Source organism: Bradyrhizobium sp. CCGUVB14, assembly GCF_024199935.1.
In the GTDB taxonomy this organism is placed as follows: Bacteria; Pseudomonadota; Alphaproteobacteria; order Rhizobiales; family Xanthobacteraceae; genus Bradyrhizobium.
This window is the reverse complement of the sequence record NZ_JANADS010000001.1, coordinates 6,247,883-6,263,749: the sequence shown is the minus strand read 5'-3', so window position 1 is coordinate 6,263,749 and position 15,867 is coordinate 6,247,883. Positions and strand designations below refer to the sequence as shown.

Here is a 15,867-nt window from a genome sequence, read left to right as displayed (position 1 = left end):
CATGCGGCTGTTGCGTGTTTCCTCCCTGGTCGCATTGGGGCTGATGGTCTGCTCGACCGCGCATGCGGATCAGGAAGGCGATCGTCTGCGCGAGGCGTTGCGATCCGCTACCGCGCAGGCGCGTGCGGCCGAAGACCAGCGTGCCGCTCTCCAGGCCAAGCTGACGGCAGCCGAGCAGGAACGTGAACGTCTGCGTAAGCAGAACGAGGCCTATCGAGCCCAGGTCAAGGAAGCCGAGCAGGCCTATCGCCAGGCCGTGAAGGACTTCAACGAGCGTCTCACCGAGCGTGATGATTCCCTCGAGAAGTGGAAGGTCGCCTATGCCGAGGCGGCCGGCGTGGCGCGCGCCAAGGATGCCGAGCGCGCCAAGTTCGAGGCTGAAGCGACCGCATTCAAGGCAAGCACCAAGGCCTGCGAGGCCAAGAACGTTCAGCTCGTGAAGACGGCCAACGAGGTCGTGACCAAATACGAGGCGATGGATCCGTTCGAGAAGGTTCTCGACCACGATCCCGTATTTGGTTTGAAGCGCGTCGAGCATCAGAATGCCGCCCAGGACTACCGCGACAAGATCATCGAACAGAAGGCCAAGCCATGACCCATGATGCATTCAAGACCGCCATGCTTGCGGGCGCGCTCTTCATTGCGACCTCGTCCGTGGCCATGGCCCAGACCCGCAACGCTCCGCAGCCGACGCCGACGCCAGCGCGCCCCGCTTCGGCAGCTCCCACGCGGCCGGCGGCCGCCGAGGAGACTTCGGGCGTGGCCAAGGCAAGCGAGGTCATCGCGCGGGTCGGTGACAGCGACGTCACGGCGGACCAGGTGCGTGCGACGATCCAGCTGCTCGATGCGCGCCAGCAGGCCGCATTGGCACGCGATCCGGCTCTGCTCAGCCAGACGGTGCGGGCGATCCTCGCCAATCGCCTCGTGCTCAAGGAGGCGATGGCCAAGAAATGGGAGCAGCAGCCGGCCGTCGTCGACCAGCTGGCTCGTGCCCGCGAAAGCCTGATCGTCGAGAGCTATCTCCAATCCGTGACAACGCCGCCGGACAGTTTCCCGAGCGAGGCCGAGATCAAGGGCGTGTACGAGGCCAACGCGAGCGCGTTGCTCGTCCCGCGTCGGTTCCGCCTGGCCCAGATCCTGGTCGCCGTGCCGAAGGATGCGGACAAGGCCGCCGAGGACGCCGCGCGGAAGAAGCTCGATGACGTCGTGAAGAAGGTCAAGCAGCCGGGCGCAGATTTCGCAGCGATTGCGCGTAGCTCATCGGACGAGGCTGTGTCGGCGGAGCATGACGGCGACATCGGTTGGGTGAACGAGCCTGATCTGCGCGGCGAAATTCGTGGCCAGGTCACGGGACTGCCGAAGTCAGGCATCACCGACGCCGTCCGGCTCGACGACGGCTGGCACATCGTGAAGCTGCTGGATACCGAGGCAGCCCACACCCGGCCGTATGCGGAGGTGAGGGACGCGTTGATCCAGCGCATGCGGGCTGAACGCGTCGAGGCCAACCGCCGCGCCTATGTGACGGAATTGCTTAAGCAAACCCCGCCGGTCGTGAACGAAATCGCGCTGTCGAAACTACTCCAGACAAAGTCAGAGGCGCAGCCGGCGCGTTAGTGCGCACGGCAGAACACATGCCGGGCTTGATCCAACGGGCCCGGCCGTATTGTGCCGGGCATCCGCTCTAGGTCCGACAGTTCTGGGTGACGTTGGCGGGAATTACCCTGGTGTGCACAGCGTTAATAATTGGGTAAGTATCATAATTATGATATGAACGACGTGTTACGCGGGAACGCCATTAAAACGGGTGGGCCGTGACCGACGTAACCGACCGAAACGATGCAATCGAAGCGTCGACAACCTTCGAGAGTGCATCAAGGCCGCGCATCAGCGTTCCGTTCGGCCTGATCGAGCCGCTTTTCGCGTTGGCCGACGTCCTGGTCATCGTCGCAGCGGGCGCGTTGGGTGGCCTGTTATATCACGGCGTGCTCGGCGCCGGGACCGGCGATCCCGGCGTCTGTGCTGGCTTGGGTTTGGTGGCGAGCTTGGCCTATGTGCTCGCGGCGCATTGTCTTGGCCTTTATCGGCTGAACGATTTGCTCCAGCGCGAGCACGATAGCGGGCGGATCTGGACCTGCTGGAGCGTGGCAATTCCGGTTCTCGCCGTCATCCTGTTTCTCTTCAAGTCCAGTGCGGAAACCTCGCGCGGCGCGATCGTTTGCCTGTCCGTTCTTGGAGGGATCGGTCTCGTTCTCGCACGGAGGCTGGCCAAGCGTCGCCTGCGTGCGGCTTTGATGACAGGCGCCATTCGCGGCCGGCGGGCGATCGTGATTGGAACGAAAGGCGAGTTGGCTTGTTTCGGGCGGCGCGATCTTCTGGTCAGGTTCGGTCTGGATGAAGTCGGGCGCGTATTCTTGCCGCCGTCCTCGAAATCGAAAGCGTACGCCGAAACGGTGCTGGATCGCGTACGGGAGGCCGCGGCAGAGGAGATCGTCCTCGCATTGTCGTGGTCGGGCCCGGAAGACATTCAGTGGCTGCTCGATCAGTTGAGGGCGGTCCCGCTTCCGGTTCGCCTGCTTCCCGATCGCGCGGTGTCGACGGTGCTTCAGCGCCAGACCTCGATGCCGCAGCGATTGTATATGGTCGAGTTGCAGCGCACCCCACTGACCACGCTTGAGCGTGGGGTGAAGCGGATGCTTGACGTGACGGTCGCTGCGACGTCGCTAATGTTGCTGACGCCGCTGTTGTTCGCGGCGGCGATTGCGATCAAGCTTGAATCACGTGGGCCAGTCATCTTCCGGCAGCAGCGCCATGGTTTCAATGGCCGGTCCTTCACCATCTACAAGCTGCGGACCATGAAGGTCCAGGAGGATGGCGCTGCCGTGGTGCAGGCCACGACAAGCGATCCACGTGTCACCCGCGTGGGACGTGTGCTCCGCTCGACCAGCATCGACGAACTCCCTCAATTGTTGAACGTGCTGCAAGGGCATATGTCCGTCGTCGGGCCGCGTCCGCATGCCTTGGTCCATGACTACGAGTACGGACGCATGATCGCGAACTATTCGTTTCGCCACCACGTGAAGCCGGGAATTACAGGCTGGGCGCAGGTGCACGGATATCGAGGTGGTACGCCGCGACTGGAGCTTATGGAACGCCGAATTGCGCTGGATCTCTGGTATATTGATAATTGGAGCGTGGTGCTCGATATCCGGATCATCCTGAGGACGGTTTTTGAACTGGTCCGCGCGCAGAATGCGTATTGACCGGACCGGTTTCAAGTCGCGCGTCATGACTGACTGTCATTCATTTGATGTAGTAGCCACGGCCGGCTAGTTTCGCGAGCAACGGCTCTCCGCGCCGCGCGGTGATCGGGACCACATCCAAGGTTTGGACCACATGTTATTCCGACCATTGGTCATGGCTGCACCATCGATTGCGGTGTGGGCGTTGCTCGCGACCGTTGGTTCGTCGGTTGGCGATGAAGCGGTCCAGGCCGATCGGCAGCCGCAGCGACTGTTGGTTGCTCCCGACGGTGGCACCGACACACGCCAGTCGCCGAATGGACCCCTGAGCCTGGGCGCCGCGCTGGAGGAAGCCGCCAGGCGGCGCGTTGCCGATGCCGCGACGCCGCTCGAGCTCGAATTGCAGCCTGGAACCTATGATCTGGACAAGCCTATCGTGATCGATGCGCGCCTCGCAGGCGATGGCGGGATCACGCTCAAGGCAAGGCCTGGTGCAGACGTGCGCCTCGTCGGCTGGAAAAAAGTCGAGAGTATCATTCCTCCGGCGAAGGATATCGAAGACCAGCTTCCCGCGATCGCGCGCGGCAAGATAAAATATTACGCTCTGCCGCAATCCGAATTTCCTGATCTCGGGGTGGAGCTGCCGCGAGGGCACTCGCTGCCGCGCCGTGCGGCGGAGATGGAATTCTTCCTCGGCGATACGCCCCTGAGCCCGGCCCGGTGGCCCGCCACAGGCTATTCGGAAATCATGCGCGCCGTCGATGGATCGCGGGTCGTGATCCGTGACGCGCCGCTTTCCGCCGTTGCCGGTCGCACCGACGTCTGGTTCGCGGGATTTCCCGGCGTCGAGTGGGGTTACGAGCGTGTACAGGTCGCTGATGTCGATCCCGTCTCGGGTGTCATCCGGGCCGTTCGCCCATTCCTCTACCCACCGAGATGGCGCGATTTCGCCGCGCTGGAAGGCCCGCCGAGCCTGTTCAGCGCACCCAACCAGTTCTATCTCGACCGCGCCAATCGCGTGCTGGCGGTCTGGACGCCCGTCAACGACGCGCGAACCATTCAGGCCTCGATCCTGACCAACGCGATCGTGATGACGGGCGCGCGGCACGTGCGGATCGAAGGGCTCAGCGTGCTGGGCGTGCGTGGCGACGCCATCCGGGTCGTCAACAGTGACGACGTGCAATTGGATCGCATCCAGGTCGCGGACAGCGGGATGCGCGGGGTCGCTGTCGAGGGCGGCCACGACTTTCTGCTGCAAAACTCCGTGATCCACGATACCGGCGACGAAGGCGCCTGGGTCACGGGTGGGGACCGGCAGAACCTCGTCTCTGCCGGGCACAAGATCCTCTCCAACACTCTGTTTCGCTTTGGGCGGCGCATCCGCAGCGGACGGGATGGAATCCGGATCGATGGCGTCGGTATCGTCGTCGAAGACAATGTCCTCAGCAACGCGCCGTCCCAGGCGATCGGCTTCCAGGGCAACGATCATCTCATCCGGCACAACGACATCTCGCGCACCATGTCGGAGTGTGGCGACTGCGCTGCGATCTACACGGGCAGGGACTGGAGCGCGCGCGGCACCTGTATCGACGGCAACGTCATCCACGGAATTACGCCGGCACCCGATCGGGACGTGAGCGGCATTTACCTCGACGATGCCGCAAGCGGCATCGTCGTCTGGCGCAACGTAATCGTGAGCCTGCGGCGGGGAGTCCTGGTTGGCGGCGGCCGCGATAATATCGTCATGGAAAATACGATCACCGATGCAGATCAGTTCGGGGTCCTGCTCGACGGGCGCGGCCTGAGCTGGGCCAAAGCCTCGGTGAACGATCCGTCATCCGAGATTCGCCGCAGGCTCGTCGCTGTTCCCTATGACCGTGAGCCCTACCGCTCGCGCTATCCGCACCTGGCTGAGCTGCTGCAGGAGCAGCCCGGACAACCGAGGTACAACCTGATTTCCGGAAACACATTTGTTCGTGGCGCAGGCGTGGTGCTGGAGGATCCGGCGTTGCGCGCGCTGGTGCTGACCACCCCACAGAAATTGAACGAAGCAAACGGGCAGGCCTGCCCGCCGCAATCCATTGCTGGCCGTCGCGGTCCACCGGCGGAATGATCGCCGTAAGCCTTCCGGGGCCTCGGAACGCGGGTCGACGGGCGGTCATCACGGTTCGTGATAAGCGTGTTAGTCGTTATGTTAACAGTCATCTCGCTGACAAGTTTTTCCACTAAGCCTCGCTGAGGCGCTGATACGTCCAGCGCGCCTCGGGGGAGGTCGAGTAAGGGCATGTATCAGTCTGAATGGGCGCGGGCCGACCTCTCGGCGTGCACCGAGGCGCCAATCCCGGAATTTCGCTCGCGTCTCCCGGTGGCGGATGTGGCTGGCGTGATGCTGCTGCACTGGCAGGAGCACTGCGTCGAATGCGCCGTGCCGCAATGCTATTCGACGTGCCGCCTGTACGTTCCCCGCGGCGATGGGCGTTGTGCGCGATTTGCCTATGGTATCGTTCGTAACACCGCCGCGACTGGCGGGCTCGGCTTCGGCGCCGACATTCGTTTCCGCCGCTGGGCCAAGCTCGAGACCGAACTGACCGGCTGCCTTGTCTCGACCCGGTCACATCAGGTGATCGAGCGGTTCGACGCCGCCGCCAGCGGCGCGGTGAGCGCGGCCCATGCGGCGATCCGGCACATCGATTCGACGCGCAGCGTCTCCCATGACCTCTTGGCCAGGCTGCGCAGCCGGGTGTTGCGCCGGCTGGGCCGGGCTCACGCTCAATACAACGCCTTCGCCATCGAATGCTTTAGCCCGGAAAGCTCGCCGTTTCGCTTGGCGGTCAATTTGCGGGTCGATGATGCGACCATCTTTCGCCATGCCGTCGAGGTGGCGCCGGGACCGAACTTCTTCTCCATTCCTGTCCCGCTTCCGCACGATCTCGCCGAAAGGGAGTATTTTCTGACGATTGAGCCTGAAGTCGATCACGAGGTTCGGGTGATCTTCACATGGCTTGATTTCGTCGCCTTGCGCCAGGGTGCGAACCTCCCGGTTGTCGGCGGGGAGGTGCGCGGCCCGGCACGCAAGGTCAAATGCGTCGCCTGGGATCTCGACAACACCCTGTGGCACGGCATCCTCGTCGAGGACGGTGTTGCCAAGCTCAGGCTGCGACCGGAGGCCGCCGCGTTGATCGAGCAGCTCGACGCCCGCGGCATCATTCAGACCGTCGTCAGCAAGAACAATCACGACGACGCCATGACAGTCATCGCCAATTTTGGTTTGAGCGACTATTTCCTCTATCCGGCGATCAATTGGGGCCAGAAGAGCGCCAACCTGCAACAGATCGCCGATCGCCTCAACATCAACATCGACACGTTCGCGCTGATCGACGACTCTCCCTTCGAAAGGCAAGAGGTCGGGACCGCGCTACCGATGGTGCGGGTCTATTCGGAGCAGGGCCTCGAATCCGTGCTTGACCGGCCGGAGTTCGATGTGCCCGTGACGTCGGCCAGCCGCCAGCGGCGGCTGTCCTATCTCACCGAGGTGCACCGCGATCGCGCCCGCGAGGTCTTCGGGGGCGATTATCTCGACTTCCTCCGGTCATGCGCGATAAAACTGCGCATCTTCAAGCCATCGACCGCCGCAGAGACCTTGCGCTGCCTCGAGCTGATCGAGCGCACCAATCAGCTCAACCTTTCCGGCCGGAGTTACGATGCGGAGGCGTTCGACCGGCTGCTCCGCGCTCCCGGCAATCTCTGCCTTGCCATGGAGTGCGAAGACCGCTTCGGCAACTACGGGATCGTCGGGTTTGCCAGTGTCGTCGAAGACGCCGGGCAACCCACGCTGCTGGATTTCGTCATGTCCTGCCGCGTGGCGCAGAAGCGTGTCGAACACAGCGTGTTCGGCTGGTTGGCGCGCCGCGCGCGCGAACGTGGACATCGGAAGCTGCTGGCCGATCTGCGGCCGACGTCCAAGAACAAGCCGCTGCTGAAGGTGTTCGAGGACATGCGCTTCTCGACCGAGAAGGAAGAAGCGGGCAGGGTCCTGCTGGCGCTTGATCTGGCGACTGCCGACCTCGAGGACGGGGCAGTGATTGCTCTGGATGCGAGCGATTTGGCCGGCGACAAAGTCGCTGCATGAGGCGCCTGATCGTCAACGCCGACGATCTCGGGTACGACCGCGTCGTGAACGAGGACATTTTCCGGTTCATCGAAGCCGGGAGCGTGACCTCAGCGACCATTCTGACAAATGGGCCGGCCGTTGAGGCGGCGGTGGCCCGGCTACAGGACTTCCCACGGGCGTCGTTCGGGGTTCACCTCAACGTCACTGAATTTCCGCCATTGACACGGGGTGCCGTGCTCGACGCTTTGTGCGACGAGAGCGGCGCGCTGGCGACAGGCTGGGTCAAGAAGCTGGCGTTGAGCGGAGCAACGAGGGACGCGGTGTTCCAGGAATGGTGCGCGCAGGTCGAGCGCGCTCTCGACCTGCGCGTACCGGTGTCGCATCTCGACTCGCACCATCACGTCCATACCCATCCGGCGCTGTTCGCCGTGTTCAAGCGCGTCCAGCTCCGCTTCAACATTCGCAAGGCGCGCCTGAGGCGCAACATCTTCAACATCGGCCGCCGGCGACCGGCGATACGAGCGGCCACAACGGCGTGGAACGCGGCGTTCACCACGATCGTTCCCACGCAGACGACCAACGCCTTCACCGAATTTGCGACGCTCTATGAGCGGGTCGTCGCCGGGTGCCCCTGGACCGGCACGGTCGAATTGATGTGCCATCCTGGCAGTCCACTGTTTACGGATGAGACGCGTCTGCTCGAGGGCGACTGGAGAGGCGTCCTCGGCCGCGACGTGACCATGATCAGTTATCTTGACCTCTAATTTAGCGCTGGTGGACCAACGTTACCGCACGGCGACATGATGCTAACATGATACAATGTTAAGTAGAGTGCGTCGTCGCGGACTCTAGAGTCGTACGACGATGCTGGGCGCATCGGTGATCCTCCGTCCGCAAGGTCGAAAAACGGCGGGAGTTTCCGAGTTTTTTATTTCGAGTTGACGGTCGGTCACGCGGACTTGCTGGTCAGTCCGACCTGGACCGATAGCGGAAGGCCATAGACGGAGACGGGCAACGGAAATGGGTGTGGGAATCGCGAACAGCTGAGCTGCATTTTAGAACAGTCATCGAACGTATTCGAACCCATTCCGTCAACGGATCAACGAGAAGCACGGAGCTGGCGATGTCGACCTTGCTGATCCGACTTGGCCTACTGCTTGTGATATCGCTTCTGAGCGCAACCGCCTCAGCCCAGTCACCGATTCCCCTCTCTTATTTCGGAATGCACATTCTAAGCGATTCCAATCCATGGCCGGCGCTGCCAATCGGCTCGCGCCGCATGATAGTCAATGCGAATTGGTGGGACATCAGCGCTGGCCCTGGTCAATACGATTGGACAGCTTTCGATGCCATCGTGGCGAGATCAACGACGAGTGGTGCCGACGTTGTTTTCGATCTGGGAGGCTCCCCGGCATGGGCATCGTCCAATCCGAGCGCGGGTCCATGTGCATGGGGCTTTAATGGAAATTGTGTGGCGCCCCAGACGCAATATTGGGCAGCCTGGATCTCAGCGGCGGTGACTCATGCCGCCTGCAGGGTGAAATTCTGGGAAATATGGAACGAGCCGAACGACGGCGGCTTTTGGAGGGGCGATATTCCGACGATGGTAGCGTTGGCGCGGCAGGCCTATCAGACGATAAAGAGTATCGATCCAACCGCGAAGGTCTTGACGCCGGCTGTTTATTCCGATCCCACGGGCGGCACGATTGCGACCGACGGCGTCGCGTGGATGATGGAGTTTCTCAGGCAGTGCAGCGTGCCGCCGGCGGGGAGCACGACGGCGCCGCCGTGCGCGGACATTCTAGCCTATCACGGCTATCCGGTGAATTGGGCGGAGCTCGGCGACCAGACGCTCATGAGCCAGCGCACCATCCAGACTGGTGAAGGCAATATCTATCTGGGCGTTATCGATCCGGCGAGCTACCCGCTTCTTGGCGAACAGGCCATCATTGACATCCAGAAATACAAGAACATTGCCTCAACCTACGGCCTCGAAGCCGTGTGGAGCACCGAGGGCGGCCTTGGTGTCTGGCTTAAGAACAACTACGGAATCGACGGACAGCTCCCGTCCTGTCAGGCAGTGGATTGCCTGACGAATCCCATCTATCTGCAAAATCGGCAATTGTCCGCCGAGTATGTTGTCAAGACAACGATGCTGATGCAGGCCGGCGGGCTGGCGCGTTCGTACTGGTATGCCTACGACAATATCGCCCTCGGTTATCTCTGGGGTGGGCAGGGAACGAGCCTCAACGGGACGGGAACAGCCTACGCCTTGCTGGGCCAGTTGGTCGGTACGACGCCGGCCACACCGGTCGCGCGTCAAGCGACCACGAACCGGATCAGCAACCCCTCCGCGAGCGGAGCCATGGTCGGCTCTCCCGGAGCGGCCCCGACGTCCTGGCGGGTCATTGCCGCCGATGGCCTCGCGATTAACGTCGTCAATGTCGCGGGCGACGCTGTCGACTTCCGCATCCAGGGGACGCCGACGACCACGCGTACTTTTGCCCGGATCGAATTCGAAACCCCCGGCACGATCGCGTCCGTGCAGGGCACTCAATGGTTCGGCGGCTTCAACCAGAGCCTGATCGAGGGATCCTACAACAATGTCACGGTCTGGACCGGCCTCGTCGAGTACAATGGCTCTCAGCAACCTATAACCTTCACCAGTGGCCAGAACGCCCCGGCGACGTCGTTGGACTATGCGCTCCAGCACAATCCGATCATGGCGATCACCAAGAGCCCGTATTGCGCGTTCGTGGTGCCGACGGTTGCGTTCGGCTATAGCGCGGGACAGCCGGTCGACGTCACCCTCCGACTGGCCCGGCCGAGCATCGACAATGGCACCACCTGGCAGGGGACCTATACGCGCGCGGACGGATCTTCCGTGATACTGGCCTGGGACTCGAGCGGAAACCCGACGGTTCTTCCGCTCAGTCCGGGCTATAGCCGATACCAGGATGTGTCGGGTAGCATCACTACGATAACCGGCAACCAGGTCACGCTGACAAACTCGCCGATATTCATTCTCAAGCCTTGATTGGTTCGCGCATTTGGCAATCGATAATCGCGCTGCCATAGCGGTATGAAGCTCTCGTCATGGCCGGGCCATCCACGTCTTCGCCAGGCTGTCAGAATGCAAAGACGTCGATGCCCAGGACAAGTCCGTGCATGATGAAAGTCGTCGCACTCACACCGCGACGGGGTTGCGGCCGGTGATCCGTTCGAAAATCCGCCCATCGACTTGAAGGTTTTCGACATATCGCTCGAACGGCACATCGAGCTGGACAACGGAACGATGAATAACGCCACTCTCCGGTTTCACATACTGCAGGGCAGGAAGGCCGGTTGCGACGGTCTTGAACCCGATCTCGAAGCAGTATTGTTTCAAGGGCGAGGAAAAATGCCTGCGCATGCCGAACGGATAGGCGAAGTGGATCACGGGCTCGAGAAGGATGTCTTCCAGGATGGCTTTACTGGTCCTGATCTCGTGCTTCGCCTTCTCCAGGGAAATGGCCGCCAAATTCGGGTGTGTGTGGGTATGCGCGCCGATGACGTGTCCCGCCGCGGCAATGCATTTCAATTCCTCGACAGTCAGCGTCGGCTCGGGCTCCGCGGAAATACTTGAGAAGAACCGTCGGAGCTCGGCTTCGTCAGCGCGGTCACGAAACGAAACGGTATTGACGTAGAAGGTCGCTTTCGCGTCGAGCCGATCGAACATCGGCAGGCAGGCGTACCATGACTGGTAGTTGTCATCGAGCGTCAGCATGATCATCCGGCCTGATCCGGTCAGGAATTCGTTCGGGCCGACGAAGCCGTAGCCGAGGTCGGCAAATCGCCGCATCAGCTGTTCCACGGCCGAGGCCCGTCCGCTCAAAGAATGGAGATAAAGCGCCAGCTTGTCCGGAAGAGGCCGGCGCAGGAACGCTCTGTGAAACGCGCCAATAGAAGCGCGGAGCCGCGTTGCAGTATACGTCATGACAAAATTCTTATCATTCGAAATCTCGTTTGATTGTGACAGGCAACGAAGCCATAAGCCGCAGCCGATCAAATGTTATTGGTCATCACGTCGTTATAGTTGCTGACTATTCAAAATCGTCGGCCCGGAACACCCAGGCTGCGGCGAAGGCCGCTTCGGCGGCCAATGCGCGAGCTGAAATCTGGCGGCTTTGTTAGTTCGACTGTTGGGCAGAATCAATGCCGGGTATCGCGATCTGCAACAACATGGTCACGCCGTATACGAACCGGCTCTTCAATCACATGATCGATTGTCACGGGCTCGATCTCACGGTGATATCGTGTGCCGCCCGGGAGAAGAACCGCCAGTGGTCGGAACGGTACGCCGCACGGTATAACCACATCCTGCTTCGCGGAATCGAGTTCGATCTGCCCGGATCGAGGTCGGCGCATATCAATGTGGGGATGTGGAGCACGCTGTGCCGTCTGTCTCCCGATCTCGTCGCCATCAACGGTGTCTATCCGACGATGCTGGTCGCCGCGGCTTGGAGCCGGGTCCACAGGAAACCGCTGGTGTTTCTGACCGACGGGTGGGCGATCATGATGCCGCAAAGCATCTATCATCGCCTGACGCGACCGGCGGTCGTCGACCGTTGCCGGGCGATCATCTGCGCGAGCGCGAAGGGGAGAGACTTCTTCGTGGAGCAGGGCGCGGACCCGGAGAAGATCTTCGTGGCGAACATCGTTCCGGCCTGGGGCGGACCAGCTGACATTCCGGAATTCGCCCGGCGCCGCTATGACCTGCTGTGGTGCGGACGGGTGAATGACGAGCGAAAGAACTGGCCCTTCTTCGTCAAGCTCGTGCTTGAACTGAAGGGACGCCTGCGGGCCTTGTCGGTGCGCATCATCGCGGATAGCCCGTCGAGGCCCGAGGAGCTCGACCAGCTCTCTGCGGCGGATGTCGCATTCGAATATACTTCGCATGTCCCGCCGGAGGAGATTGCGTCGGTCTTCTCCACCGCGCGCGTGCTCGCCTTGCCGTCGAAGTCGGACGCATGGGGACTGGTCTGCAACGAAGCGATGCAATGCGGCACGCCATGCATCGTCTCTCCATTCGTCGGGGCAGCGGACGAACTCGTGATCGACGACGCCTGCGGTTTGGTGCGCCCGCTCGAGGTCGAGCCGTGGGCGGCCGCGATTTCGCGGCTGGTCGACGATCCGGCGCGCTGGTCGGCGATGTCGCAGGCCGCGATCCAGGCCGCATCGCAATTCAACCTCAATCGATCGGCGCGCAGGTACGTTGACGGGTTGAACTTCGCGGCAGCGGGCCCGCCGCCGGCCGCAAGGAAGCTTGCGTCCGCGACCTGAAGCGGTGCCGATGTCGCCCCTGACTGAGAAAGCCAGGATGAACTATTCCAGGATGTCGACGAGCGAGGACGGACAGGTGGCTGACAGCGTGATATCCGATGCGGCGCCGGCGGGCGCCGACAATGCGACAGCAAATGGTGCCAAAGGAAGCGGTTCCGCGGCGCCGTCGCGCTCGCAACTGGTTCGGATCACCGACGACCTCCTGCCGGCGACCTGCGAATTCCTCCATCACGAATTGAACGGTGATATTTCCGTCAAAGGCTGGAAATCGATGCTCCGCTATCCCTGGCTGCAACCGAATTCGGACTACGGCATAGCGCTGGTTCGTCCGAACGAGGGCGTGGTCGGCGTCCTGATCGTCATCCACTCCGAGCAGATGATCGAGGGCAGGGTAGAGCGGTTCGCCAACCTGGCACATTGGTGCGTGAAGCCCGCTTACCGAAGGGAAAGCCTGCGTCTCATGAAAGCGATGATGGCGCAGAAGGAGTTGAACCTGACAGGATTTTCTCCGATCAGGGAGGTCGCCAAGATCGTCTGTGGCCTGGGCTGGAAGAAACTCGACGACCATGTCTACTTGCTTCCCAACGTTGGAGTTTCGTTCGCGACACGCAAGCTGCGCGTGCTCACCTCATTCGACGAGATATTCGCGATCGTCGATGAGCGCCACAAGCGCATCATGTCGGATCACGGCAGGGGGAGCCGTGGCCGATTTGTGCTGGTGACGGACGGAAGCCAATGGTGCCTGTCGGTCCATACGATCGAAACGCGCAAGGGCGTTGCGCTCTCGATTCCGATCTATCTCAGCGACTACGGCCACTTTCGTCGATGGATGACGCTGTTTCTGTCGACCTACCGCACACTCGACGGCTGCTGGGCGTCACTCTGCCAGCCGCGTTTTCTACCGAGCCGGCCGATGATCGCGGTCAGGCTGGCCGAGCCGCGCCCTCATGTCTTCAGATCGGCCGGCGCGGCCCCCGCGAGCGTTACCGCGCTGTATTCCGACGCTGTGCTGTGATGGCAGAAAGAGCTCGCTGGGCTGACGCGGACAGTTCGCGACGTCATTAGCGCGCTTGATCAGGCGGCGCGAGCCCTTTCGATCGCGCGTTGATAGATACCGATCAGGCTGTCGTAGCCGCGGTCTTCGCTGCACATGAGAATATAGGCCTGACGCGCGGACCGGCCCCATTGCGCCAATTGACCGGGATCGTCGATCGCTTCGTTCATGGCGTGCACCCATCCGTCGATGTCGTCGGTCGCGATCAATCGTCCGGTCTTGCGGTCCTCCACGATTTCTGCGAGCGCGCCGATCCTGCTGGCGATGACCGGGGTGGAGCACGCCATCGCTTCGGCGACGATCATCGGGAATCCTTCATAACAGCGCGACGGAACGAGGACCGCGCTCGCGCTCCGCAGTCTGCTCGCCACCTCCTCGCGGGCGATGCGTCCGGCAAAGGTGACATTCGGGGGAGCGATCGACCGCAAGCGATCCGTTTCTGGGCCGTCGCCCACGATCTCGACGTCGCCACGCACCTTTGCGGCTGCCTTCACAACGATATCGGCGCCTTTTTCCTCGCTCAACCGGCCGATATAGACCAGGCGCCCGTCGCGTAATGGCAGTCCAGGCCCGATATCCGGCGCGAAGTTGGGGCGCACGACGATCTGGTCCTCCGTGAAACCATCGGCGAGAAATCGCGACCTTGCGAACTGCGTCATGGTCAGGACCGTGATGCGGGCGCGATGGCGATCCAGGACTCGCCGGAACACGTGACCCATATAGGCTGCAGCAGCCGAGCCGATGGCGGATCCCCGATAACACCTCCACCGGACCGCTGGCCATCGGTTGCGGCCGACACAGGATTCGCACGGCTGTCCGTCGCGCATGAGGATTCCGCCGGGGCAAATCGTACGAAAGTTATGTAGCGTCTGCACCACCGGGATGCCTTCGCGTGCAATCACGTCCAATCCGCCCGGCGACACGAGGGGGAAGAAGTTGTGCACATGGACGACATCAGGACGAGACGTCGAAATCATGTCGCCGAGGCGGGCGGCCGAGGTGCCGTTCCGTCCAACCTGCAGCGTCACCCTGATGCGGTCGCCGGTGTTCCTGATCTCCGAATTGTCAAAGAACGCGGTCTGCACGTCGTGGCCGCGCTGTCTGAGAAGATTGATCTCCTGGTTGACGACCGTGTCCTCGCCGCCGGCCTCCTGATAGATGTTGTGAATGACCAGAATCTTCAAAGCCAACCTCGATCGCGCAATGTCCCGATGCGGTCGCGTGAGCCGCGCTGCGGTCGCGGCGCGCTAAACGTGATGGAGCTTCTTCGGGGTTTGAGATTGCCGGAACCGAATTGAGATCGTCTCGAAGAGGGACAGAAATACGAATATCGGGGCGATCACGAGATAGCGTCTCCAAAGACGCCGGGGCTCCGTCACCAGACGATGAAGCCATTCTAGGCCATTGTTCCGCATCCAGAGCGGCGCGCGCGGCGTATTTCCGGACAGAAAATTGAACGCCGCTCCGACACCGATCGTGATCGCACCGGGAATCGCTCCTGTGTGCTGGGACATCCAAATCTCTTGTTTCGGGCAGCCAAGCCCAATCCACACGATGTTGGGTTTCGATGCGTTGATGCGCTCGATCAGTTCGTTGTCCTCGTCATCTGTGAGCGGCCGGAACGGCGGCGATTCGGTGCCACAGATCGTGAGCCGGGGATTGAGTGTCGTTAGCGTCTGGGCCAGCCGATCAGGAACGCCCTTCGCGCCGCCCAGCAGAAAATGGCTCCAATCCCCGGGAGACAGACGACAAAGCTCCTGCATGAAATCGGGGCCGGGGACACGACCGATCGATTTCACACCGCGCGACCATGCGGTCCAAACCAGAGGTGTACCATCCGCGATGACGAGGTCGGCGCCTTTCAGGGCGCGGCTGAGAGCCGGATTCCACCGAGAGAGCATGATGCTATGCACATCGGTAACGCAAATGTAGCGGCTCTTCTTCTCCTGGATCCACTCGCGGACAATCGCTGTCGCGGATGCCATGTCAACGACGCTCACTGGAGCTCCGACAATCCAGAAGCGCTCGGTCACCCGGTCATTGGGGCGATCTGCTAATTCGGCGATGGCTGTCCCCGCGGGGACCATTCCGACGACAGGTGCGTATTGGTCGGACACAACAGACATGACGTCGGCTCTCCC

The 15,867-nt window shown here is 61.9% G+C and carries 12 protein-coding genes; 9 read left to right on the top strand and 3 right to left on the bottom strand.

Going from position 1 to position 15,867, the window contains the following annotated elements; translation table 11 throughout:
- The first annotated feature begins 1 nt into the window (after position 1).
- The 7 genes from NLM32_RS29350 to NLM32_RS29320 all read left to right on the top strand — a co-directional run bounded on the left by NLM32_RS29350 (position 2) and on the right by NLM32_RS29320 (position 10,387).
- Positions 2-595, top strand: coding sequence for a hypothetical protein (locus tag NLM32_RS29350; protein WP_254132249.1), 594 nt, complete (start codon positions 2-4; stop codon positions 593-595).
- Positions 592-1,614: a peptidylprolyl isomerase gene (locus tag NLM32_RS29345; protein WP_254132248.1), complete on the top strand. Its 1,023-nt coding sequence runs from the start codon at positions 592-594 to the stop codon at positions 1,612-1,614. Before NLM32_RS29350 ends, NLM32_RS29345 begins: the two co-directional genes overlap by 4 nt.
- A 197-nt stretch (positions 1,615-1,811) precedes the next feature.
- On the top strand, positions 1,812-3,260 hold the full coding sequence (locus NLM32_RS29340) for an undecaprenyl-phosphate glucose phosphotransferase (protein ID WP_254132247.1): 1,449 nt from the start codon (positions 1,812-1,814) through the stop codon (positions 3,258-3,260).
- 379 nt (positions 3,261-3,639) lie between these two features.
- Complete coding sequence (locus NLM32_RS29335) at positions 3,640-5,352, top strand: right-handed parallel beta-helix repeat-containing protein (RefSeq protein WP_254132246.1); 1,713 nt, start codon at positions 3,640-3,642, stop codon at positions 5,350-5,352.
- A 171-nt stretch (positions 5,353-5,523) separates the two neighbouring features.
- Positions 5,524-7,368: an HAD family hydrolase gene (locus tag NLM32_RS29330; RefSeq protein ID WP_254132245.1), complete on the top strand. Its 1,845-nt coding sequence runs from the start codon at positions 5,524-5,526 to the stop codon at positions 7,366-7,368.
- Positions 7,365-8,114 carry a carbohydrate deacetylase gene (locus tag NLM32_RS29325; RefSeq protein ID WP_254132244.1) on the top strand — a complete coding sequence of 250 codons (750 nt, stop codon included), beginning with the start codon at positions 7,365-7,367 and terminating at the stop codon, positions 8,112-8,114. The genes NLM32_RS29330 and NLM32_RS29325 overlap by 4 nt, the downstream gene beginning before the upstream one ends.
- 359 nt (positions 8,115-8,473) lie before the next feature.
- The gene (locus NLM32_RS29320) at positions 8,474-10,387 is read left to right on the top strand and encodes a hypothetical protein (RefSeq protein WP_254132243.1); all 1,914 of its coding nucleotides are present in this window, start codon (positions 8,474-8,476) and stop codon (positions 10,385-10,387) included.
- A gap of 150 nt (positions 10,388-10,537) precedes the next feature.
- On the opposite strand, the gene NLM32_RS29315 is transcribed toward NLM32_RS29320, so the two are convergent.
- Positions 10,538-11,203, bottom strand: coding sequence for a polysaccharide deacetylase family protein (locus NLM32_RS29315; protein WP_254132242.1), 666 nt, complete (start codon positions 11,201-11,203; stop codon positions 10,538-10,540).
- Positions 11,204-11,544: 341 nt separating this feature from the next.
- Between NLM32_RS29315 and NLM32_RS29310 the strand changes: the two genes are divergently transcribed.
- On the top strand, positions 11,545-12,672 hold the full coding sequence (locus tag NLM32_RS29310) for a glycosyltransferase family 4 protein (RefSeq protein WP_254132241.1): 1,128 nt from the start codon (positions 11,545-11,547) through the stop codon (positions 12,670-12,672).
- Between the two features lie 37 nt (positions 12,673-12,709).
- Positions 12,710-13,687: a hypothetical protein gene (locus NLM32_RS29305; protein ID WP_254132240.1), complete on the top strand. Its 978-nt coding sequence runs from the start codon at positions 12,710-12,712 to the stop codon at positions 13,685-13,687.
- A 59-nt stretch (positions 13,688-13,746) separates the two neighbouring features.
- Here NLM32_RS29305 and NLM32_RS29300 read toward each other — a convergent pair whose 3' ends face one another.
- Together NLM32_RS29300 and NLM32_RS29295 are read right to left on the bottom strand one after the other, a co-directional pair.
- The gene (locus NLM32_RS29300) at positions 13,747-14,910 is read right to left on the bottom strand and encodes a glycosyltransferase family 4 protein (protein ID WP_256568301.1); all 1,164 of its coding nucleotides are present in this window, start codon (positions 14,908-14,910) and stop codon (positions 13,747-13,749) included.
- A 63-nt stretch (positions 14,911-14,973) separates the two neighbouring features.
- Positions 14,974-15,852 (bottom strand): WecB/TagA/CpsF family glycosyltransferase, encoded by an 879-nt coding sequence (locus NLM32_RS29295; protein ID WP_254132239.1) that lies wholly within the window; start codon positions 15,850-15,852, stop codon positions 14,974-14,976.
- Positions 15,853-15,867: the final 15 nt, after the last annotated feature.

Excerpts from the sequence above, each read along its gene's own strand:
- NLM32_RS29310 (WP_254132241.1), top strand. The coding sequence starts at position 11,545 with ATGCCGGGTATCGCGATCTGCAACAACATGGTCACGCCGTATACGAAC.
- NLM32_RS29305 (WP_254132240.1), top strand. The coding sequence starts at position 12,710 with ATGAACTATTCCAGGATGTCGACGAGCGAGGACGGACAGGTGGCTGAC.
- NLM32_RS29345 (WP_254132248.1), top strand. The coding sequence starts at position 592 with ATGACCCATGATGCATTCAAGACCGCCATGCTTGCGGGCGCGCTCTTC.
- NLM32_RS29320 (WP_254132243.1), top strand. The coding sequence starts at position 8,474 with ATGTCGACCTTGCTGATCCGACTTGGCCTACTGCTTGTGATATCGCTT.
- NLM32_RS29350 (WP_254132249.1), top strand. The coding sequence starts at position 2 with ATGCGGCTGTTGCGTGTTTCCTCCCTGGTCGCATTGGGGCTGATGGTC.
- NLM32_RS29330 (WP_254132245.1), top strand. The coding sequence starts at position 5,524 with ATGTATCAGTCTGAATGGGCGCGGGCCGACCTCTCGGCGTGCACCGAG.
- NLM32_RS29295 (WP_254132239.1), bottom strand. The coding sequence starts at position 15,852 with ATGTCTGTTGTGTCCGACCAATACGCACCTGTCGTCGGAATGGTCCCC.
- NLM32_RS29325 (WP_254132244.1), top strand. The coding sequence starts at position 7,365 with ATGAGGCGCCTGATCGTCAACGCCGACGATCTCGGGTACGACCGCGTC.